The sequence below is a fragment of the Blastococcus sp. LR1 genome (genome assembly GCF_020166105.1).
Taxonomy (GTDB): domain Bacteria; phylum Actinomycetota; class Actinomycetes; order Mycobacteriales; family Geodermatophilaceae; genus Blastococcus.
Window position 1 is genome coordinate 293,113 of the sequence record NZ_JAIUJY010000002.1, and the last position, 21,382, is coordinate 314,494.

Here is a 21,382-nt window from a genome sequence, read left to right on the forward strand (position 1 = left end):
CTCAGGCGGTCCGGAGCTCGGCGGTGACGCGGCCGGGGGTCAGCGGCTCGTCCAGCAGCCGCAGGAAACGGTCGGCGACCGGCTGATCGGCGGGCCGGGCATCCAGCCAGCGCGACAGCAGTGCGAAGCCCTCCACGTAGGTGGAGGTGTAGGCCCGCCACAGCGGATCGGTGAGGAAGCGGATCTGCTGGCGGGCGCGCTCCGGGCTCACCAGCGACCAGCGCTGCAGGAATGCGCTGACCTCGTCGGCGCCGGCCCCTCGGTCGTGCAGCAGCACGGCGGCGTCCTGCCGCACCCGGTTCAGCGGAGCGGCGGCCGCCGCGATCCGCTCGGCGAGATGCCCGTCGAAGCGCAGCCCGAGGTCGCCCAGGATGTCCGCCGCCCACGGGCCCCAGCCCTCGCCGATCGCCGCTTGCACGCCGAGGTCGGCCAGCCCCTCCGCCATGAGGCATTCCGGGGTGTTCACGAGGAAGACCGTGTGCTCGATCCGGCCGGTGCGCTCCACCAGCCCGCGCTCCTTGCGGCAGTGCTCGGTGTGGTGGCCGGGGTAGGACTCGTGCGCCACCAGGTGCGGGAGCTGGCTGAGCCGGTGCGGCAGGTCGGCGTTGATGGCCACCCTCGAGCGGAAGCCGCCCTCGTAGTAGTTGAAGCCCGACCACGGCTTGTCGGTGACGACCTCGTACCGGACCGTTTCCACCTCGGGCAGCCCGTACTGGCCGCGCACCCGGTCGCGCAACGCGCTGGAGAGGGCGTGCACCGCGACCTCCAGGCGGGCCGGCGGGCACTCCTCACGACGGCGGTGGGCGGCGTAGCGCTCGGCGAGCGTCCCGTCGCCGGGCAGCAACGAGTCCAGGTCCGCGTGCGCGGCGGCGTAGACCGCCTCGTCGCCGAGCTCGACGTCCACCTCGAAGTAGCTGCGGACCTCCTCGACGAACCCGACCGGCTCACCGCTGAACTTCCGCGCGCTGCACTCCAGCCCGGTCAGCTGCCCGCGCAGGAAGTCCGCCCGGTCCTCCGGCAGCTCCGCGGCGTCCAGTTCGGCCAGCAGCTCGCGCGCCCGGTCCCGGAGCTGCTGCGGCGTCGGCGCCGGCTCGTCCAGAACCTGCGCCCGGATCCGCGGATCGCCGGTGTAGGCGTCGACGAACCCGGGCTCCACGCGGTCGAAGCGCAGTCCCAGCCGCACGTACTCCAGGGCGACGTCGAGGGCTCCGGCGGTCATGGACGCAGTTTCGCAGCTCCGCCTACCCGCCGAAACGGCGGTGCCGGGCGGAGTAGTCGCGCAGCGCGCGGAGGAAGTCGACCCGGCGGAAGTCAGGCCAGTACACGTCGGTGAAGTGGAACTCGGTGTTCGCCGTCTGCCACAGCAGGAAGCCCGAGAGCCGCTGCTCGCCGCTGGTGCGGATCACCAGGTCGGGATCGGGCTGGCCGCGGGTGTACAGGTGCTCGGCGATGTGCTCCACCTCGAGCGCCTGCACCAGCTCCTCCAGGGAGGTGCCGCGCTCGGCGTGCTCGGCCAGCAGCGACCGTACGGCGTCGGCGATCTCCTGCCGCCCGCCGTAGCCGACGGCGAGGTTCACCGTCGCACCCGCGCGGGTGCAGGTGTCCCGCTCGGCCTGCTCCAGGACCGCCACCGTGCGCGCCGGCAGCACCTCCGGAGCGCCCATGGAACGCACCCGCCAGCGCCGCCCGGGCCGGGACAGGTCGACGGCGACGTCCTCGATGATCCCGAGCAGCGCCTCGAGCTCGGACTCCGACCGGCGCAGGTTGTCGGTGGACAGCATGAAGAGGGTGACCACCTGCACGCCGGCGTCGTCGCACCAGCCGAGCAGGTCGACGATCTTGTCCGCGCCCCGGCGGTGGCCGTGCGCGACGTCGTCGAGGCCGATCGAGCGCGCCCACCGGCGGTTGCCGTCCATGATCACGCCGACGTGGCGGGGGACGTCGGCGTTCACCAGGGCACGGGCCAGCCGGCGCTCGTAGACCTGGATCAGGGCGTCCCTGACCTGCCGACGCACCCCCACGCGGTCACAGTAGGCCTCGCGCTGCCCTCCGGCCCGCAGCTCCCCGGCCCGTCGGACGCGGCGCTGGCAGCAAGCTCACAGGGCTGTCGTGGTGACGCCGTACCTACGGCTCCGTAACCTCGGGCCATGAGCGTCTCTCCGCACGATCGCGACACAGTCCGGGTGGAGGCGGACGGCTCGGAAGTCGAGGCCCCCGCGCAGGAAGCCGTCGCCACCGTCGTCGCCGAGGGCGAGCAGGTCGAGCGCGCCTGGGACGCCACGGACTTCGCCGACTCCGACTGGACCCACCCGGACACGCGACCCCGGGCACGCGGCTGGATCCACCTCGTCTCGTTCTTCGGCGCGATCATCGCCGGCGCCGTGCTCATCCCGCTCGCCGCGAACCAGGGGGCGCGGGCCGGCTGGTCGGTGGCCGTCTACTGCGTGACGATCTGCGGCCTGTTCGGGATCAGCGCGCTCTACCACCGCCGCCGCTGGTCACCCCGCGGCTGGAAGATCATGAAGCGGCTCGACCACTCGATGATCTTCCTGTTCATCGCCGGGACGTACACGCCCTTCGCCCTGCTCGCCGTCGACCAGCCCACCGGCTACTGGGTGCTCGCCTTCGTCTGGGCCGGCGCGCTCGCCGGCGTCACGCTGAAGATGAGCTGGCCGACCGCGCCGCGCTGGGTGGGGGTGCCGCTCTACATCGGCCTCGGCTGGGTGGCGGTGTTCGTGCTGACCGACATCCTGCACATCGCCGGCGTCGCCTCGATGGTGCTGCTCGCCGTCGGTGGCGTGCTCTACACCCTCGGCGGCATCGCCTACGGCATCAAGAAGCCCAACCCGTGGCCGGCGACCTTCGGCTACCACGAGGTCTTCCACGCGATGACCGTCGTCGCGGCGATCTGCCACTACATCGCCGTCTACTTCGCGGTGTTCAACTCCCCGTTCGTCGGCTGAGACCGGCCATGAGCGCCTCTGCGACGTCGTCCCGGGAGGACCGCCGGGCCGGACTGCTGACGCTGGCGGTGCTGGCCGGCGTCATGTGGGTGGCGGAGATCGTGCACGTGGTGCTCGGCGGGCGACTCGACCTGCTGGGCATCGAGCCGCGGGAGGTCGACGGGCTGACCGGCGTGGTCCTGGCTCCGTTCCTGCACGCGGACTTCGGGCACCTGGCCGGGAACACGGTGCCGTTCCTGGTGCTCGGCGCGGTCGTGGCGCTCAGCGGGCTGGCCCGCCTGCTGGCCGTCACGGTCATCGTCGCGCTGGTGGGCGGGCTCGGCACCTGGCTGTTCGGCGCCGACGGCTCGCTGCACATCGGGGCCAGCGGTGTGGTCTTCGGATTCGCCGCCTACCTGGTCGCCCGGGGCCTGTTCGACCGGCGACTGCACTACCTCGCGATCGGCCTCCTGGTGGCGATCGTCTACGGCGGCACGCTGCTGGGCGGACTGCTGCCGAGCCCGGGGATCTCCTGGCAGGGACACCTGTTCGGCGCGGTGGGCGGGGTGCTCGCCGCCCGGGTCCTCGCCCGGCGGGTCAGCTGAACGGCTTGCGCTCGTCCAGCTTCACCGAGGCCTTGCCGGCGAGACGCCAGAGCCGGCCGGTCAGGTCGCGGTCCTCGTCGGTGACCAGGTTGCCCATCACCCGCAGGGCGACCGTCATCAGCGGGCGGGACCGCATGCCCACCGGACCCGCAGCGGGCAGGAAGCGCGGCACCGTCAGCAGGCCGGCCAGCCGCCGGGCGATGGAGAACGCCTCGCCGTAGTGCCGGCGCAGCGTCGCCGGCCAGGACGTCGTCCAGTCGTCCTCGCCCAGCATCCCGACCAGCGTGCGGCCGGTCTCCAGGCCGTAGTCGATGCCCTCGCCGTTGAGCGGGTTCACGCAGCCGGCGGCGTCACCGATCAGCGCCCAGTTGCGGCCGGCGACGCCGGAGACCGCGCCACCCATGGGCAGCAGCGCGGAGGTCACGTCCCGCACCGCCCCGTCGAGCTGCCACTCCTCGCGACGGCTCTCGGCGTAGAACTCCAGGAGCGACTTCAGCTGCACCCCGGCCGGCCGCTTCGACGTCGCCAGGGTGCCGACGCCGAGGTTCACCTCGCCGGCCTCGCGGCCCAGCGGGAAGACCCAGCCGTAGCCCGAGAGCAGCTCGCCCTCGGTGCCGCGCAGCTCCAGGTGCGAGCTGATCCACTCGTCGTCGCTGCGGGCCGAGCGGACGTAGCTGCGCGCAGCGACGCCGTAGGCGGTGTCCCGGTGCCAGGTGCGACCCAGCACCCGGCCGAGCGGGGACCGGACGCCGTCGGCGACGACGAGCCGCCGGCACCCCACGGTCGTCCGGCTGTCGTCGGCGAGCTCGAAGACGACGCCGGTCACGCGGTCCCCGTTCCGCTCGACGTCGACGGCGCGGGCGCCCTCGAACGGAACCGCGCCGGAGTCGACGGCGACCTGCCGGATGCGGGCGTCCAGCTCGGTGCGCGGCACCGCGCTGCCGTGGTCGGCAAACTTCCCGCCCGGCCAGGGCAGCTCCCACTGGCGCCCGAAGCCCGCCGCGCGCAGGCCCCGGTTGCGGGCCTTCGAGCGCGCCCAGTCCCCCAGCCCCAGCAGGTCCAGCTCGGCGATCGCCCGCGGGGTGAGGCCGTCGCCGCAGGTCTTGTCCCGCGGGAAGACCGCCGCGTCGGCGAGGACGACGTCGTGCCCCGCACGGGCCGCCCAGGCGGCGGCCGAGGAGCCGGCCGGCCCGGCACCGACCACGAGGACGTCGGTGGCGGCGGGGACGGGCGCGGAGGTCACCGGCCCAGTGTCCCTGGTCGGGACGACAGGGCGAGCACCCCGCTCAGTCCTCCTGCTGCGGCCCCCGGGCGCGGACCTCCTCGACGGCCGTCATCGCGACCCGCAGCTCGCTCAGCCACGCGTCGGCGTTGCGGCCCACCAGCCGCACCGCCCACACCAGCGCCTCCGAGCGGGAGCGGGCCACCCCGGCGTCGACGAGCGTGTCCAGCACCAGGCGCTCGGGCTGCCGCAACCGGGTCATCACCGGGACCGAGGCGTGCGTGAAGAGCTGTCGCGTCCCGCCGCACGCGGCGCCCCAGGCCACCGAGCGGCCGTACCGCTGCTGAGCGGCGTCGGCGACCGCCATGCGCTCGCTGCGGGTCTCCTCCCGGAAGCGCTCGATGCGTCCGATCCGCGCCGAGTCGGCGTCCCCCTCGCCGGCCTCGGGCTCGGGCAGGGTGCCGACGACGGTGATCTCGTCCCGGTCCACGGTCAGCTCCACCGGTCCCGTGAACCAGCCGTCCGGCAACCGCCCGGCTAACCAGCCGGCGACCTCGGTGCGGTCGATCGGCGGCGGCGCCTCCGAGCCGCGTCCCCGGCCTCCCCTGCCGCGGCCGGCGCCGAGCCCTCCGCCGGCGAAGGGGAACTGATCGGGAGAACGGTGTCCGAGCATGGTGACCTCCAGTGGTCAACGTGTTGATTACACGCTTACACGGTAAGCCGCTCTCGCGTGCTGCGGGAGTTCCACGACTACGCCCTGAGCGGACCGCGCCGGCCCTCGCGAACCCGGCCGGTCAGCCGAACAGGGGGAAGGCCGCGACGCGCTCCCCCAGCTCGGCGCGGTCCGAGGCGGTGAGCGGCTCCCGGCCGGTTCCCCGGCGGGCCGCGGTGACGTCGTCCCAGGCGACCGGCAGCGGTCCACCTGCCAGGCCCTCGAGCACCCGGCGCACTTCCGCCAGGGGCCCGGCCGACGGCCCCGGCCGGTCGAGGTGCGCCACGAGATCGACGTGGTGGACGGCGGCCTCCACAGCCAGCGTGGAGAGCAGCGCGTCGACCGTCAGCACCCGGCCCTGCGTCCGCACGAACTCCCCCGGGGCGATCCGGGAGGCCGCCACGAGCACCGCCGCCGTCGTCTCCGCGTACTCCTCGACGAGCTCCGCGGAGCTCAGCGCCACGCCGGCCACGGTCCGGGTCCGGAGCATGGCCGCGTCGTCGTCCGAGCCGGGCGGCTGCCACGCCCGCCAGTAGCTGACGGCGTCTCGCTCCGCAGGCCCGCCGGCGGGCGTGTTCAGGCCGACGAGGGCCCGGCGGGCATCCCCGAGCAGGTGGAACGTCAGGTCGTGCACGGCCCAGCCGCGGCACCCCGTCGGCGACCACTGCTCGCCGGCCAGCGCGACGTCGCCCAGGACCCCGCGGAGGTCGTCGTACGCGGTGCGCAGCAGGTTCGTCGTCTCGAGCACCCCGGGAGCCTGGCACGGCTCCCGGAGGTCAGCGCTCGGTAGCGGTGCCGTCCTCGTCGCGCCGGGGCGCCTCGATCGCCAGCGGCGCCCTGCGCAACGTGTCCAGGAGCTCCTGGCCCGGCTGTGCCGGGTCGTCGAGCTCCGAGATGTCGTCGGGAACCTCGACGACCGGCTCCCGGTCGGCCGGGTCGAAGCTGTGCGGCAGCTTGTTGAGGTGCCCGCTCATCGACTTCACCAGCAGCGCGGCGGCGATGAGCAGCAGGACGACGAGCAGCAGGCCGAAGGGGCCGGACTTGCCGACGTCCTCGGGCAGCTGCTCGCCGGCGGTGATCAGGACCTGTGCCGCGGAACTCATCGGACGCCCACCTCGCTTCGGATGCCGGCGAACAGATCGTCCTCCGGCGTGGTCGAGTCCACCAGGGAGCGGACCAGCTCGTAGTCCTCCGTCGGCCAGATCTCCTGCTGGGTCTCCACCGGGCAGGCGAACCAGCGGCCGAGCGGATCGATCTGGGTGGCGTGCGCGATCAGGGCGGCGTCACGCACGGGGAAGTACTCGCCGCAGGGCACCCGCGTGGTGACCCGGTGGGAGATGTCGTGCGCGGGATCCCAGTTCGCCAGCCACTCGGTGTAGGGCGACTCCTCACCGCTGGCCAGGATCGCCTCGTGGATCGCCTTCGTCCGGGGCAGCGTGAAGCTCATGTGGTAGTAGAGCTTGCTCGCCTGCCAGGGCTCGCCGAGCTCCGGATAGCGGTCCGGATCAGCGGCGGCGTCGAAGGCGTACATCGAGATCTCGTGGGTCTTGATGTGGTCGGGGTGCGGGTAGCCACCGCGCTCGTCGTAGGTGGTGATCACCTGCGGCTTGAACCGGCGGATCAGCGCCACGAGCGGCGCGGCCGCCTCCTCGAGCGGCACCAGCGCGAAGCAGCCCTCGGGCAGCGGCGGCAGCGGATCGCCCTCGGGCAGCCCGGAGTCGACGAAACCGAGGAACTCCTGCTCGATCCCGAGGATGTCGCGGGCCCGCTCCATCTCCTCGGCGCGGATCTGCGGCAGCCGCTCCCACACCTCGGGGCGGTCCATGGCCGGGTTGAGCACCGAGCCGCGCTCGCCTCCGGTGGCGGTCGCCACCAGAACGCGAACACCCTCGGCCACGTACTTCGCCATCGTGGCGGCGCCCTTGCTCGACTCGTCGTCCGGATGAGCGTGCACGGCGAGCAGGCGCAGCTGGTCGGGTTGGGTCACCCGCACAGTGTCCCTCGCCCGGCGGCGGTGATGACGGATGCCCACGAGGTGTGGCCCACACCTCGCCCGGAAGGACCACCCGGACAGCCCTTGCAGAGGCCCGATCCCGTGCCGGTACGTCGCGGTTCAGGTGCCCGGCGTCCGCGGCGGATCGATGCACCGGGCCGAGCGGCGGTGTTAGCTTGGCCGGATCGACCCGCGGCGGCCCGACCGGGCCGCCACCCACGAGTTCCAGGAGTTCTCCCCCGTGTCCACCCCCACTGACGAGCAGGACCAGGGCATCTGGCTGACCCAGGAGGCCTACGACCGGCTGAAGGCCGAGCTCGACCAGCTGGTGGGGAACCGCCCGGCGATGTCGGCGGAGATCAACGCCCGCCGCGAAGAGGGCGACCTCAAGGAGAACGGCGGCTACCACGCGGCCAAGGACGAGCAGGGCAAGCAGGAGGCCCGCATCCGTCAGCTCACCGACCTGCTCCGCAAGTCGCACGTGGGCGAGCCCCCGACGAAGGTCACGAACGCCGGCGTCGGCACCGTCATCACCATCCGGTTCGAGGGTGACGACGACACCGAGAAGTTCCTCCTCGGCTCCCGCGAGATCGCGGGCACGACCGACCTGACCGTCTACTCCCCCGAGTCGGCGCTGGGCGCGGCGATCATGGGCGCGAAGCCGGGCAAGAAGGTGACGTACCAGACCCCCAACGGGAAGGCCATCACCGTCGAGGTCGTCGGCATCGAGCCGTTCGTCCCCTGATCAGTCGGTGACCGGACCTCGCGGCCGCTCCCGCCGCGCGGAGAACACCGGCTTCCCGTGCGTGCACTGCGCGGCACCCGTACCGGCGAACACCGACGGGCACTACCGCAACCACTGCCCGTACTGCCTGTGGTCGCTGCACGTCGACGAGCTGCCCGGTGACCGGGCCAGCGAGTGCCGGCAGCCCATGGAGCCGGTCGGGCTGGTGGAGAAGTCCGGCAAGGGCTGGCAGGTGGTGCACCGCTGCACGGCGTGCGGCCACCGCCAGCCCAACCGGCTGGTCCGCGACGGCGACGCCCCCGACGATCTGGACCTGGTGCTCTCGCTCCCCTGGCTCTGACGCCCGGGTCCGTGGCCGTTCGGGCGAGGCTCAGCCCCTGCGCGCGGGGTCGGTGATGCCGTTCCGGCAGGCCAGCGCCTCGACGTCCCACCCGGCTCGCGTGGCCCCCGCGAGGTAGGCCGCCTCGAGGAAGGCCGACACGGCTGCTCTCGGGTCGTGGGCACTCCGCGCTGTGTCGTAGGGCAGGACGGCCAGGTGGCTGCCCCCGCGCTCGACCCACGTCGCGCCGGCGGGCAGCTCGGCGTCGGCCAGCCCCGCAGGCTCCGGCGAGGTGTAGGAGTAGAACGCCGGGTCGGGATAGGTCGGATCCCCGAACCAGAACCCCGAGCTGACGACCTCGCGGGAGTAGGCCTCCCTGGTCACCGCGTCGGTGCCCTCGGCGGGCGGGACCACCCGGTCGGAGAACCGGGTGACGGCCACGTCGAACGTGTGCCAGAAGTGGTGCACCGGGCTGGTCTTGCCGGAGAAGTGACCCGCGAACTCCTCCAGGACGACGTTGACCTGGCTGAGCACCTGCCAGTAGCGGGTGACCGCGGCAGGGTCGTAGCTCGCGTGCTCGGTGTCCTCGGCGAAGGGCCGGTCGGCGTCGGGCAGGTCGAACGGGCGCGCACCGGCAATGTCGACGCCGGAGACGCCGACGGCGGCCAGGGAGACCTGCAGCTCCCGGTGGAACGACGCGACCGAGCGCCCGACCATGCCGAAGGAGGCGCGCCGACCGTCGACGGTGGTGACGTCGACGCGGTGGTCGAGCAGGTCGAGGTCGATGGTGAACGTCGGGTCCAGGCCCATGGGGCGGGTCGTGATCCCGCGGCCGGTGAGGTGGAAGGGAACGTTCCACCAGTGGTTGCGCCGGGGGCTTGCGAGCAGCCGCACGCGGCCGACCACCTGCGCGAACCGGTGCACCGTGGCGAGGGTGTCCGACCACCCCGCGTACGGGATCGGCGGGAACAGCTCCATCGGGTACCTCCTGGCGGACGGGCCCGTCGGCGTCAGGCCTGGGCGGCAGGCACGGCCGGGGAGCGGTGCAGCGAGGCTACGACGGAGCACGTGGCCGCGGCGAGGGCCAGGACGAGCCAGGAGCCGCCCGCGACGACGCTGCCCTGCCCGCCGGTGCGGTCCGCCCACTCCATGTGGTCGTTCGCGGCGATGACCCAGGCGGCCACGAACGCCAACGCGGCCAGGTAGGCGCCGGCCGCCAGCAGGGGACGGCGTCGTCCCACCGCCAGCAGGACCGGCGGGAGGAGCACCGCCGCGATCGCACTCGCCGGTACGAGCATCGCCACGATGCCGATCAGGACGTCCATGCCCGGCATCGTGGCGCACCGGCCCCACCGCCGGGGTCACTGCGTGCGGGGTGTCCCCCGATCGATCAGGCCGCCGGTGCCAGACCGCGACGACGGAGCAGCGGCCCGGGGTCGGCGTCGCGGCCCCGCACGGCCCGGAAGGCGGCCAGCGGGTCCACCGATCCGCCCACGGCCAGCAGCCGCTCGCGGAAGACGTTCCCGTTGTCGCGCCGGAGGCCGCCGTTCTCCTTGAACCACTCCACCGTGTCGGCGTCCAGCACCTCCGACCAGATGTAGGAGTAGTAACCGGCGGAGTAGCCCCCGGCGAAGATGTGCTGGAAGTACGTCGTCCGGTAGCGCGGCGGCACCAGCTCGGAAGCGACCCCGGCATCCTGCAGGGCCTTGGCCTCGAACTCCACCGGGTCGCCGACCTCGGTCTCCGGCGTGATCCGGTGCCAGGCCTGGTCGAGCAGGGTGGCGGAGAGGTACTCCAGCGTCGCGAACCCCTCGCCCCAGAGCTGGGCGGCGTCGATCGCCTCGACGACGGCGGCCGGCAGCGGCTCGTCGGTCTCCACGTGCCGGGCGTAGTGCCGCAGCACCTCCGGCCAGAGCGCCCACATCTCGTTGACCTGGCTCGGGAACTCCACGAAGTCCCGCGGCACGCTCGTGCCGGAGAACCGCGGGAAGGTGACGGCGGAGCTCAGCCCGTGCAGCGCGTGCCCGAACTCGTGGAAGAGCGTGTTGACCTCCTCGAGGGTCAGCAGCGTGGGCTTCCCCTCGGGTGCCCGGGAGACGTTGAGGCAGTTGAAGACGACGGGCCTGGTGCCGAGCAGCGCCGACTGGCGGACGAAGGAGCTCATCCAGGCCCCGCCCCGCTTGCCCTCGCGGGCGAAGAAGTCACCGAGGTAGAGCCCGACCTCGGCGCCGTCGGCGTCGGTGACCTCCCAGACGCGGACGTCGGGGTGGAAGCCGGTGAGGTCCGGGCGCGGGGTGAAGCGGTAGCCGTAGAGCAGCTCGGCGGCGTGGAAGACGCCGTCGACCAGCACCCGGTCGAGCTCGAAGTACGGCCGCAGCGCCGCGGTGTCGACGGCGTAGCGATCGGCCCGCACCCGCTCGCTGTAGTACGCCCAGTCCCAGGCCGCCAGCTCGACGCCGTCCCGCTCCGCGGCTTCGCGGAGCACCGCCGCCTCGGCCTCGGCGTTGGCCGCCGACGCCGGGACCATCGAGGCCAGCATCGCGTCGACCGCCTCGGTCGTCGCCGCCGTCTGGTCGGCGAGGACGAGGTCGGCATGGGTGGCGAAGCCCAGCAGCCGGGCCCGCTCGGCGCGCACCCGGGCGATCCGCTCGGCGACCGGCCGGTTGTCGTGCTCGCCCCCGGAGGCACGGGCAATGGATGCCTCGAACACCCGGCGGCGCAGCTCCCGGTTGCGCAGCTTGGCCAGCAGCGGCTGGCCGGTGGGCAGCACCAGGGTCAGCAGGTAGCCGTCGACCCCGCGGTCGGCGGCGGCACGCGCGGCGGCCGCCACCTCCTCGTCGCTCAGCCCGTCGAGCTCCGCGGCGTCCGCGACCCGCACGCCCGCGGCCTCGGTCGCCAGCTGCAGGTTCTGGCCGAAGGTCGTCGACAGCTCCGACAGCTCCTGGTTCAGCTCGCTCAGGCGCGCCCGCCCCGCGTCGTCCAGCCGGGCACCGGCGAGCACGAAGTCCAGGTGGTACCGCTCGACCAGCCGCAGCGACTCGGCGTCCAGCCCGGCGGTCTCGCGGTAGGCGTGCACCGCGTCGACGCGGGCGAACAGCGCCGGGTCCAGGCGCAGGGCGTCGTCGTGAGCGGCGGCCAGTGGCGCGATCTCGCGCTCGATCTCGCGGAGCCGCGGCGTGGCGACCGACGAGGAGAGGTTGCCGAACACCGACCACGCCCGGTCGAGCAGGGCGCCGGCCCGCTCCAGTGCGACGATCGTGTTCTCGAAGGTCGCTTCCTCGGCCGATCCGACGATGCCGGCGACCTCACGGCGGTGCTCGGCCATTCCGGCCAGCAGCGCCTCGCGGCAGTGCTCGAGGGTGATGTCGGCGAACGGCGGCAGCCGGAACGGCAGCTCCGACGGCGCGGCGAGAGGGTTGTCAGCGGCGAGGGCGTCAGCAGTGCTCATCGCCGTCCATCCTCCCGCCCCGTGCCCGGCCCCGCTGCAGGGACCGGGCGTGGGGCGGCGGGGCCTTCGTCAGCGACCGGCGGCGCGGCCGTAGCTGCGCACCGACAGCGGCACGAAGACGGCCAGGATGAGAACCACCCAGATCAGCGTGTAGAGCACCGGGTTCTGCAGTGACCAGGCGTCCGGCACGGGCGACAGCGGCGAGGAGTTGCCGAAGAGGTCTCGCGCCGCCTGGACCACGGCCGACACCGGGTTCCACTCCGCGAAGGTGCGCAGCGCCGACGGGAACGACTCCAGCGGCACGAACGTGTTGGCCACGAACGTCAGCGGGAAGATCACCATGAAGCTGGCGTTGTTGACCACCTCCGGCGTCCGGACGAGGAGGCCCACCAGTGCCATCAGCCAGGAGACCGCGTAGGCGAACAGCAGCAGCACGAAGAACCCCGCGACCGCCTCGCCCACGGAGGAGTTGATCCGCCAGCCCACCACCAGCCCGGTCAGCCCCATCACCACGATGGAGATGGCGTTGAGCCCGAGATCGGCCACCGTGCGCCCGACCAGGACCGCCGAACGGGCCATCGGCAGCGAGCGGAAGCGGTCGATGAGGCCCTTCTGCAGGTCCTCGGCGATGCTCGCCCCGGTCGTCGTGGACCCGAGCACGATCGTCTGGGCGAAGATCCCCGGCAGCAGGAACTCCGCGTAGGAGACGCCCGGCGGCAGCCCACCGATCGCGCCACCGAACACGTAGCGGAACAACAGCACGAACATGATCGGCGAGAGCGTCGCGAACACGATCAGGTCCGGCACCCGCTTGACCTTGATCAGGTTCCGCTTGGTGATGACGACGCTGTCGGAGAACGTCGCGGCCAGGCTGCTCATCGGGCACCTCCGGTCATGGCCGGCTCGGTCGTCGGGTCGTCGGTGGCGACCTCTTCGGCCGCCCGTCCGGTGAGGGCGAGGAAGACGTCGTCCAGGTCGGGGCGGCGCAGCCCGACGTCGAAGATCTGGTCGGTGTCGCCGTCCAGCAGGCGCAGCGCCTCGGCCAGCACCTCCGCACCGCCGCTGACCGGCAGCGACAGGCGCCGGGCCTGCTCGTCGACCACCGGGTCGTCGACCCCCAGCGGGCGGAGCCGCTCGACCATGCGGGGCAGCACGCCGGCATCGGTGACGGTGAACTCCAGCCGCTGACCGCCGACCTGGGCCTTGAGCTCGTCGGAGGTTCCGCGCGCGATCACGCGGCCGCGGTCGATGACGACCATCCGGTCGGCGAGGCGGTCGGCCTCCTCCAGGTACTGGGTGGTGAGCAGGATCGTCGTCCCGCCGTCGGCGAGCTCGGCGATAAACTCCCACATGGCCAGCCGGCTGCGCGGGTCGAGGCCGGTGGTCGGCTCGTCGAGGAACAGCACCCGCGGGCGGTTGATCAGCGAGGCGGCGATGTCCAGGCGGCGACGCATGCCGCCCGAGTAGGTCTTGGCCGGCCGGTTCGCCGCGTCGGTCAGGTCGAACCGGTCCAACAGCTCCCCCGCCCGCTTCCGCGCCTCGCGCTTCCCGAGGTGGTAGAGCCGCCCGACCATCTCCAGGTTCTCGAACCCGGTGAGGTACTCGTCGACGGCGGCGTACTGGCCGGTGAGGCCGATGGCCGCGCGCACCTCGTCGGCCTGCCGGGCCACGTCGAGCCCGACCACCTCCACCCGGCCCTCGTCCGCGCCGAGCAGCGTGGCGAGGACGCGCACCACCGTCGTCTTCCCGGCGCCGTTCGGGCCGAGGAGCCCGAGCACCGAGCCCTCGGCCACGGTCAGGTCCACTCCGTCGAGAGCGGTGGTGGCGCCGAAGCGCTTGACCAGCCCCTCGACCACGATGGCGTCTGTCATGCCGCGGACGCTAGGCCTGCCCACTGACAGTTCCCCACCGGTTTTCTCCGTCCCGTACACGCGCAGGCCTTCCTGTCCCGCCCCGCGGATGCGGGACAGCAACCAGGACTCGCGGCAGCCCGAGAACTCATCGGTCGCGGCCATGCTCCGCGGCGGCGACTACTCCGAGGTGACGGCGTAGCCCGCGCCGCGCAGGGCGGCGATGACCTCGCCGGCGTGCACCGGGCCGCGGGTCTCCAGGACGACGAAGATCTCGACCTCGCCGATCCCGAGGCGCGTCGTCGTCCGCTCGTGCTCGACCTCCAGCACGTTGGCCCCCACGGTGGCCAGCTCGGCCAGCACCGCGGCCAGCGAGCCGGGCCGGTCGGGCACCCGCAGGCGCAGGGAGAGGTAGCGGCCGGCCGCGGCCATGCCGTGCTGGACGACCTTCAGCATGAGCACCGGGTCGATGTTGCCGCCGGAGACGACGGCGACCAGCGGCGCCCGGAACGCCGTCGGATCGGCCAGGACCGCGGCCACCGCCGCGACCCCCGCGGGCTCCACGACCAGCTTCGCCCGCTCCAGGCAGAACAGCAGCGCCCGGGACAGGTCCTCCTCGCTGACCGTGCGCACCTCGTCGACCAGGCCCTGCACGTGGGCGAACGAGAGGTCCGAGGGCTTCGGGACGGCGATCCCGTCGGCCATCGTGCTCATCGACGTCAGCGCCACCGGCCGGCCCGCGGCCAGCGAGCCGGGCAGCGCAGCCGCCGTCTCCGCCTGGACCGCGACCACCCGGACGTCGGGACGGCGCTCCTTGACCACCGCGGCGATCCCGGAGACCAGTCCCCCGCCACCGGCGCACACCAGCACCGTGGCCAGCTCCGGGCACTGCTCGAGGACCTCCAGCCCGACCGTCCCCTGCCCGGCGATGACGTCGGGGTGGTCGAAGGGGTGGATGAAGACGGCGCCGGTGCGCTCGGCGTGCTCGGCCGCGGCCAGCAGCGGCTCGGCGAGCGACAGCCCGAACATCTCGACCCGCGCCCCGTAGGCCTCGGTCGCGGCGACCTTGGGCAGCGGCGCGGTCTCGGGCATGTAGACGGTCGCCTCGGCGCCCAGCAGGCGGGCGGCCAGCGCGACCCCCTGGGCGTGGTTCCCGGCGCTGGCGGCCACCACGCCCCGCGCGCGCTCGGCGTCGGTCAGCCGGGCGATCCGCGTGTAGGCGCCACGGAGCTTGAAGGAGCCGGTGCGCTGGAGGTTCTCGCACTTGAGCCAGACCGGGCCGCCGACCCGGTCGGCCAGGCCCCGCGAGTGCTCCAGCGGGGTGCGGCGGACGACGCCGGCCAGCAGCTCCGCGGCCGCCTCGACGTCGGCGCCGGTGACGAGGGGCACGGACACGTCGCGATCCTCGCAGCAACCGTCGGCCACCGCGGCGATGCCGTCGGTGCGTCGCTCACGGGGGTCTGGCCACCTCGGCCGACGTCGGGCCGAGCCGTGGCCCGGCTGGACGTCCGGTGCCGCGGCCGGGCCCACGTCGCGGCGCAGCGCGAGCCGTCCCGCGTGTCGCATCCCCGTCGTACCGTTTCGGGGGTGACGGAGACCCCCGCACCCGCGTCCGCTTCCCCCGCACCCACCACTCTCGGCGAGCTCCGTGCCACCGGGGCCACCTTCCGGCCGGTCAAGGCCGAGATCCGCGCCAACCTGCTGACCCGGCTCTCCGCCGGCGAGCCCTCGCTGCCCGGCATGGTCGGGTTCGAGGACACCGTGCTGCCCGAGGTCGAGCGGGCGCTCATCGCCGGCCACGACCTCGTGCTCCTCGGCGAGCGCGGCCAGGGCAAGACCCGGCTGATCCGCACCCTCGTCGGCCTGCTGGACGAGTGGACCCCGGTCCTCGTCGGCAGCGAGCTCAACGAGCACCCGCTCCAGCCCATCAGCGTCTGGGCGCACCGCCAGATCGCCGAGCACGGCGATGCCACCCCGGTCGGCTGGCTGCACCGCAGCGAGCGCTTCGGGGAGAAGCTGGCGACGCCGGACACGAGCGTCGGCGACCTCATCGGCGACGTCGACCCGATCAAGGTCGCCGAGGGCCGCACGCTCGGCGACCCGGAGACGGTGCACTACGGCCTGGTCCCCCGCACCAACCGCGGCATCTTCAGCGTCAACGAGCTGCCCGACCTCGCCGAGCGCATCCAGGTCGCGCTGCTGAACGTGCTCGAGGAGCGCGACATCCAGATCCGCGGCTACCGCGTCCGGCTGCCGCTGGACCTGCTGCTGGTGGCCAGCGCGAACCCGGAGGACTACACCAACCGCGGGCGGATCATCACCCCGCTGAAGGACCGGTTCGGCGCCGAGGTGCGCACCCACTACCCGATCGAGCTCGCCGACGAGATCCGGCTGCTCCAGCAGGAGGCGGCGCTGAGCTGGCCGACGGCGTTCGGCGCCGACCACCTCGCGCAGCCGGTGGTGCCGGCGCACCTGGTGGAGATCGTCGCCCGGTTCACCCGCCTGGTCCGCGAGTCCAGCCACGTCGACTCCCGCTCCGGCGTCAGCGCCCGGTTCGCGATCGCCGGGCTGGAGACCGTCGCCGCCTCCGCCGTCCGCCGTGCCGCGGTCGCCGGGGAGACCCGGCCGGTCGCGCGGGTGGTCGACCTGCCGGCGATCGTCCCGGCCAGCCGCGGCAAGGTGGAGTTCGCCGACTCCGGCTCCGACCCGGACGACGACCGCGAGCTGGAGATCCTCGACCACCTGCTGCGCCAGGCCACCGCCCAGACCTTCCGCGCCCGGTGCGCGGGGCTGGACCTGACCGGGCTGCAGGAGCACTTCACCGGCGGGGAGACCGTCGAGTCCGGCGAGCTGGTGCCGGCGCCGGCGCTGCTCGGCCAGCTGGGCACCATCCCGAAGCTGGCGGAGCTGCTCGGCCGCCTGGGCGTGCCGGAGGGCGACCAGTCCGCCGAGCAGGCCGCGGCGGCTGTCGAGTTCGCGCTCGAAGGCCTCTACCTGACCCGCCGGCTGGCCAAGGACACCGACGGCGGCCGCACGGTCTACGGGGCCTGAGATGGCGCACCGCGCCCCCAAGGGGTACCGGTACGGGCGGTGGCAGGGCGGGCCGGACCCGCTCGCCCCGCCCTACGACCTGGGCAACGCCGTCGACGAGATCGGCGACTCGGTGCTCGGCGGCAGCGGCGTCCGCGAGGCGCTGCGCGAGCTGCTGCGCCGCGGCGCCGAGGGCCGCCGCGGGCTGGACGAGCTGCGCCGGGAGGTCCGCGACCGGCTGCGCAAGGCGCGGACCGCGGGCCGGATGGACGGGACGCTCCAGGAGGTGCGCGAGCTGCTCGACCGCGCCGTCGAGGCCGAGCGGCGCGAGCTGTTCCCCGACCCGGACGACATGGCGCGGCTCAAGGAGGCCGAGCTCGACGCGCTGCCCGAGGACACCGCGGGCGCGGTCCGGTCGCTCAAGGACTACGACTGGCGCTCGGCCGAGGCCCGGCAGGCCTACGAGCAGATCCAGGACCTGCTCCGCCGGGAGGTGCTCGACAGCTCCTTCGCATCGATGAAGCAGGCGCTGGAGAACAGCTCGCCCGAGGATCTGCAGGCGGTCAAGGACATGGTCGCCGACCTGTCCCGGCTGGTCGACGCGCACAACCGCGGCGAGGACACCGACCAGCAGTTCGCCGACTTCATGGAGCAGCACGGCCAGTTCTTCCCCGACCAGCCGGGGACGGTCGAGGAGCTGATCGACTCCCTCGCCCGCCGCGCCGCCGCGCAGGAACGCATGATGGCCGGCCTCTCCCCCGAGCAGCGCGCGGAACTGGGCGAGCTGATGGCCCAGACCATGGAGGACATGGGGCTGGCCAGCGAGATGAGCCACCTCTCCGACGCGCTCCGCCAGGCCCGGCCCGACCTCCCGTGGGGCCAGCGCGGCCAGGTGCCCGACGGCGAGCCGTCGCTCGGTCTGGGTGACGCCACCAGCGCCGTCGCCGAGCTCGCCGACCTGGAGGCGCTGTCCAACCAGCTCTCCCAGGGATACGCCGGCGCCTCGCTGGCCGACGTCGACCAGGAGCTGCTGGAGCGCGCCCTGGGCCGCTCGGCCGCCGACGACCTCGCCGCACTCCGTGAGCTGGAGCGGGAACTCGAGCGACAGGGCTACCTGAACCGGACCGAGGGCAAGCTCGAGCTCTCGCCCAAGGCGGTGCGCCGGCTGGGCGCGACCGCGCTGCGCCGGGTGTTCGCCCAGCTCGACGCCACCGGCCGCGGTGAGCACGACGTCGCCGACGCAGGAGCCGCCGGGGAGCTCACCGGCAGCTCGCGCGAGTGGCGGTTCGGCGACGAGCAGCCGCTGGACGTCGTCCGCACGGTGAAGAACGCCGTCCTGCGCACGGCCTCCGAGCCGCGGGGTGAGGGGCAGCGGCGGGTGCGCATCGCCGTCGACGACTTCGAGGTGGTGGAGACCGAGCGGCGCACCGGCGCCGCCGTCGCCCTGCTCGTGGACCTCTCCTACTCGATGGCGCTGCGCGGCACGTGGGGCGCGGCGAAGTCGACGGCGATGGCGCTGCACTCGCTGGTGACGACGAAGTTCCCGCAGGACGCGATCGAGATCATCGGCTTCTCCTCGACCGCCCAGGTGCTGCGTCCGGAGACCCTCGCCGAGCTGTCCGTCGACACGCTGCAGGGCACCAACCTGCAGCACGGCCTGATGCTCGCGCGGCGGTTCCTCGCCAGGCACAGGGACGCCGAGCCGGTGGTCCTGGTGGTCACCGACGGCGAGCCCACCGCCCACCTGGAGGACGACGGGGCGCCGTTCTTCTGCTGGCCGCCGATGCCCGAGACCATCGCCCGCACGGTGGCCGAGGTCGAGCGGGTGGCGCGGTCCGGGGCGACTGTGAACGTCTTCGCCCTGGACCCCGACCCCGGCCTGGTGCACTTCGTCCACGACCTCACCCAGCGGGCGGGTGGCCGGGTGTTCCAGCCCGACGCCGACCGGCTGGGCGAGTACGTGGTCGCCGACTACCTGCGGACGAGGAAGGGGCGCCGATCTCGTTAGTCGGCCGGCAGGGGGTGGGAGCCGCTGGAGCTGATGCCCGGGATCTGCCCGGCGCGGAAGGCGTTCACGAACAACCGGTGGTCCTCCTGCGTGCGCAGCGCGTAGGAGCGGGCGAACTCGACCAGGTCGGCGACGAACTCCTCGCGCCGGTCGCCGATCATCGCCGTGATCGCCTCCTCCGTCTGGAACGGCACCAGGGTGTGGTCGCTGTCGGCGTCCCCGACGCAGTGCAGCTTCGCCGTCGCCCGGCCGAGCTGGGCCATGACCGGGGCGATCTCGTCGGGCTCGGTGAGGTCCTCCCAGTCCAGGTCGACCTCGTACGGCGAGAGCTCGGCGACGACGAACCCGCGGCCGTCGATCTCGGTGTAGCCCAGGAACTGCGACGCGTTGGCCTGCAGCGACCGCTGGCTCAGCGCCGTCCGGTGGCCCTCGTTCTCGAAGTAGGAACGGATCTCCGGATCGGGAACCACCCGGCTGGGAGCCGGCACGTTGCCCTGCTTCAGCGACAGCACGACGTCGTTCTCCAGCGCCTGGTCGTAGCCCTCGAGCAGCACGTTGTACGCGGGCAGCCCGGCGCTGCCGATGCCGAAGCCACCGGTGCCGATCACGTCCTTGACGTCGTAGGTGACCTCCCGGCGGCGCTGGCCCGAAGGCACCGTCTCCCGGTAGCGCTCCAGCGCGGCGAGCACGCGGTCCCGCTCGGCGTCGTCGAGACGGCGGTTGCGCGGCCGGTCGGCGAACCGCCGCTGGAAGTCCTCCACCACGGTCATCCGCTGCAGCAGCCCCAGCCGGGTGCGGGCCGTGGTCTCCAGGATCACGTCGTGCACGGCGCCCTCGGTGTTGCCGGCGAGCAGCGCGAAGGAGCGGTCCTCGTCGGAGTACGTGAACGCCTCCACCTGGTCGAGGTAGGAATTCAGGTACAGCGACAGCAGGTCGGCGATGACGTCGTCCCCGAGCGCCTTGCGCCAGGCGAGCAGCGCGAAGCTCGCCGCGAATCGGCGCAGATCCCAGCTGACGTGCCCCAGGTAGGCCTCGTCGAAGTCGTTGACGTCGAAGACGATCCGCCCGGCGCCGTCCATGTAGGTGCCGAAGTTCTCCGCATGGAGGTCGCCCTGGATCCACACGCGCGACGTCCGCTCGTCACTCCAGCGGTCCTCGATCGTCGCCATGTCCGCGTAGAACAGGGGCGCGCTGCCCCGGTAGAAGGCGAACGGATCGGCCGCCATCTTCCGGAACTTGGTGCGGAAGGCGTCGGCGTCGGCGTCCATCAGCTCGCCGAACGCCTCCACCAGCACGTCGACGATGTGACGAGTTCGTCGGTCGTCATCGCCCGAAAGGGTCAGGTCCGCAGGAGAAGGGGCCACAGGTCGCACCGTAGGCGGCCGATAACGTCAGCAGGGCCACTGGGGCAACGAGCACCGGGGCGCCGACCAGCAGGGACGGAGGGACGACGATGCGTACCGACACCGCCCGACTCCTCAGGACCGGCGCCGCCTACGGCGGGGGCAGCGTGACCGTTGCCGGAGCCGCTCTCTTCGCCCTGCTGCGCGAAGAGGCCCGCGCCGCCCGCCGGACGGTCGAGGCCCACACCGACAGGAACGACCCGCCCTCGGGTGACGGCGTCTACGGGCGCGGTCGCACGAAGCCGATCGTGTTCACCGTGCTGGGCGACTCCAGCGCCGTGGGCCTCGGCGTCACCCGCGCCTCGCAGACCCCCGGAGTGCTGGTCGCCGCCGGGCTCGCCGAACTGGCCGAGCGCCCGGTCCGGCTGGTCCGCCTCGCCGTCACCGGAGCGCGCGCCGCGCACCTCGAGGCGCAGGTCGACCGCGCGCTCGCCGAGAAGCCCGCCGTCGCGCTCATCATGATCGGCGCCAACGACGTCACCAGCCGGACGCCGACCGCCGTCTCCGTCGGCCACCTCACCGACGCCGTCCGCCGGCTCACCGCGGCCGGCTGCGAGGTCGTCGTCGGCACCTGCCCGGACCTGGGCACCATCCGGCCCATCGCCCAGCCGCTGCGCACCCTGGCCCGCCGGTGGAGCCGGCAGATGGCCGCCGCCCAGACCATCGCGGTGGTCGAGGCCGGCGGGCGCACCGTCTCGCTCGGCTCGCTGCTCGGCCCGACGTTCGCCTCCGACCACGGCATGTTCAGCAACGACCAGTTCCACCCCAGCGCGTTCGGTTACGCCGCGGCCGCTGCCGTCCTGCTGCCGGCGGTGGCCGACGCCGTCGGCGTGTGGCCGGCCGGCACGGGCCGGGGGCTGCGTGCGCTGCGGAGCGAGTCCGTCCGGCCGGTGGCCCGCGCCGCCGCCCGGGCCGCGAGCCGGCCCGGCACCGAGGTCCAGGGCACCGAGGTCGCCGGCTCCGACACCGGCCCGCGGGGCCCCTGGGCGCTGCTGCGCCGTCCCCGGCCGACCGACGTGCCCACGCCGGAAGAGGCCGAGCGCGCCGAGACCGAGGCGGAGCCCGCCGACCTGCACTGAGGTAGTGACGCCGACCACACCGGGCG

21 protein-coding genes are annotated in these 21,382 nt (G+C 73.4%); 7 read left to right on the forward strand and 14 right to left on the reverse strand.

The window, feature by feature from the left end; genetic code table 11:
• Position 1: 1 nt before the first annotated feature.
• Both LBW97_RS06085 and LBW97_RS06090 read right to left on the reverse strand, forming a co-directional pair.
• Positions 2-1,219, reverse strand: a complete 1,218-nt coding sequence (locus LBW97_RS06085) for a DUF885 domain-containing protein (protein ID WP_224498516.1) — start codon at positions 1,217-1,219, stop codon at positions 2-4.
• A gap of 22 nt (positions 1,220-1,241) precedes the next feature.
• Positions 1,242-2,021 (reverse strand): isoprenyl transferase, encoded by a 780-nt coding sequence (locus tag LBW97_RS06090; RefSeq protein WP_224498517.1) that lies wholly within the window; start codon positions 2,019-2,021, stop codon positions 1,242-1,244.
• 126 nt (positions 2,022-2,147) lie between these two features.
• Between LBW97_RS06090 and LBW97_RS06095 the strand changes: the two genes are divergently transcribed.
• Entirely contained in the window at positions 2,148-2,963 is an 816-nt protein-coding gene (locus LBW97_RS06095; RefSeq protein ID WP_224498518.1) for a hemolysin III family protein, read from the forward strand.
• A gap of 8 nt (positions 2,964-2,971) precedes the next feature.
• Positions 2,972-3,547, forward strand: coding sequence for a rhomboid family intramembrane serine protease (locus tag LBW97_RS06100; RefSeq protein ID WP_224498519.1), 576 nt, complete (start codon positions 2,972-2,974; stop codon positions 3,545-3,547).
• Here the strand turns inward: LBW97_RS06100 and LBW97_RS06105 are convergent.
• The 5 genes from LBW97_RS06105 to mca form a co-directional block, all read right to left on the reverse strand.
• The gene (locus tag LBW97_RS06105) at positions 3,540-4,790 is read right to left on the reverse strand and encodes a geranylgeranyl reductase family protein (RefSeq protein WP_224498520.1); all 1,251 of its coding nucleotides are present in this window, start codon (positions 4,788-4,790) and stop codon (positions 3,540-3,542) included. The two genes, LBW97_RS06100 and LBW97_RS06105, sit on opposite strands and share 8 nt — an antisense overlap.
• A 43-nt stretch (positions 4,791-4,833) precedes the next feature.
• The gene (locus LBW97_RS06110) at positions 4,834-5,442 is read right to left on the reverse strand and encodes a hypothetical protein (protein WP_224498521.1); all 609 of its coding nucleotides are present in this window, start codon (positions 5,440-5,442) and stop codon (positions 4,834-4,836) included.
• Positions 5,443-5,563: 121 nt separating this feature from the next.
• The gene (locus tag LBW97_RS06115) at positions 5,564-6,229 is read right to left on the reverse strand and encodes a maleylpyruvate isomerase N-terminal domain-containing protein (RefSeq protein ID WP_224498522.1); all 666 of its coding nucleotides are present in this window, start codon (positions 6,227-6,229) and stop codon (positions 5,564-5,566) included.
• 28 nt (positions 6,230-6,257) lie between these two features.
• The gene (locus LBW97_RS06120) at positions 6,258-6,584 is read right to left on the reverse strand and encodes a hypothetical protein (RefSeq protein WP_224498523.1); all 327 of its coding nucleotides are present in this window, start codon (positions 6,582-6,584) and stop codon (positions 6,258-6,260) included.
• Positions 6,581-7,468: a mycothiol conjugate amidase Mca gene (gene mca, locus LBW97_RS06125; RefSeq protein WP_224498524.1), complete on the reverse strand. Its 888-nt coding sequence runs from the start codon at positions 7,466-7,468 to the stop codon at positions 6,581-6,583. The genes LBW97_RS06120 and mca overlap by 4 nt, the downstream gene beginning before the upstream one ends.
• Positions 7,469-7,715: 247 nt before the next feature.
• Between mca and greA the strand changes: the two genes are divergently transcribed.
• Both greA and LBW97_RS06135 read left to right on the forward strand, forming a co-directional pair.
• Positions 7,716-8,219: a transcription elongation factor GreA gene (gene greA / locus LBW97_RS06130; protein ID WP_224498525.1), complete on the forward strand. Its 504-nt coding sequence runs from the start codon at positions 7,716-7,718 to the stop codon at positions 8,217-8,219.
• Between the two features lie 7 nt (positions 8,220-8,226).
• A complete protein-coding gene (locus tag LBW97_RS06135) occupies positions 8,227-8,559 on the forward strand; it encodes an RNHCP domain-containing protein (RefSeq protein WP_224498526.1) in 333 nt (110 codons plus the stop codon).
• A 30-nt stretch (positions 8,560-8,589) separates the two neighbouring features.
• Here the strand turns inward: LBW97_RS06135 and LBW97_RS06140 are convergent, their stop codons facing one another.
• The 6 genes from LBW97_RS06140 to ilvA form a co-directional block, all read right to left on the reverse strand.
• On the reverse strand, positions 8,590-9,516 hold the full coding sequence (locus tag LBW97_RS06140) for a DUF5996 family protein (protein ID WP_224498527.1): 927 nt from the start codon (positions 9,514-9,516) through the stop codon (positions 8,590-8,592).
• 32 nt (positions 9,517-9,548) lie between these two features.
• Positions 9,549-9,863: a hypothetical protein gene (locus LBW97_RS06145; RefSeq protein ID WP_224498528.1), complete on the reverse strand. Its 315-nt coding sequence runs from the start codon at positions 9,861-9,863 to the stop codon at positions 9,549-9,551.
• Positions 9,864-9,928: 65 nt separating this feature from the next.
• Positions 9,929-11,986, reverse strand: a complete 2,058-nt coding sequence (locus tag LBW97_RS06150; RefSeq protein WP_224498529.1) for a M3 family metallopeptidase — start codon at positions 11,984-11,986, stop codon at positions 9,929-9,931.
• A 69-nt stretch (positions 11,987-12,055) separates the two neighbouring features.
• Positions 12,056-12,865, reverse strand: coding sequence for an ABC transporter permease (locus LBW97_RS06155; RefSeq protein WP_224498530.1), 810 nt, complete (start codon positions 12,863-12,865; stop codon positions 12,056-12,058).
• Positions 12,862-13,857 (reverse strand): ATP-binding cassette domain-containing protein, encoded by a 996-nt coding sequence (locus LBW97_RS06160; RefSeq protein ID WP_224498531.1) that lies wholly within the window; start codon positions 13,855-13,857, stop codon positions 12,862-12,864. Before LBW97_RS06160 ends, LBW97_RS06155 begins: the two co-directional genes overlap by 4 nt.
• 159 nt (positions 13,858-14,016) lie before the next feature.
• On the reverse strand, positions 14,017-15,231 hold the full coding sequence (gene ilvA / locus LBW97_RS06165) for a threonine ammonia-lyase (RefSeq protein ID WP_224498532.1): 1,215 nt from the start codon (positions 15,229-15,231) through the stop codon (positions 14,017-14,019).
• A gap of 192 nt (positions 15,232-15,423) precedes the next feature.
• Between ilvA and LBW97_RS06170 the strand changes: the two genes are divergently transcribed.
• Positions 15,424-16,887 carry a sigma 54-interacting transcriptional regulator gene (locus tag LBW97_RS06170; protein WP_224498533.1) on the forward strand — a complete coding sequence of 488 codons (1,464 nt, stop codon included), beginning with the start codon at positions 15,424-15,426 and terminating at the stop codon, positions 16,885-16,887.
• Between the two features lies 1 nt (position 16,888).
• Positions 16,889-18,874 (forward strand): VWA domain-containing protein, encoded by a 1,986-nt coding sequence (locus LBW97_RS06175; RefSeq protein WP_224498534.1) that lies wholly within the window; start codon positions 16,889-16,891, stop codon positions 18,872-18,874.
• On the opposite strand, the gene LBW97_RS06180 is transcribed toward LBW97_RS06175, so the two are convergent.
• Positions 18,871-20,238 carry a DUF2252 family protein gene (locus tag LBW97_RS06180; RefSeq protein ID WP_224498535.1) on the reverse strand — a complete coding sequence of 456 codons (1,368 nt, stop codon included), beginning with the start codon at positions 20,236-20,238 and terminating at the stop codon, positions 18,871-18,873. The two genes, LBW97_RS06175 and LBW97_RS06180, sit on opposite strands and share 4 nt — an antisense overlap.
• 89 nt (positions 20,239-20,327) lie before the next feature.
• Here LBW97_RS06180 and LBW97_RS06185 point away from each other — a divergent pair, with 89 nt between their 5' ends.
• A complete protein-coding gene (locus tag LBW97_RS06185) occupies positions 20,328-21,356 on the forward strand; it encodes an SGNH/GDSL hydrolase family protein (protein WP_224498536.1) in 1,029 nt (342 codons plus the stop codon).
• Positions 21,357-21,382: the final 26 nt, after the last annotated feature.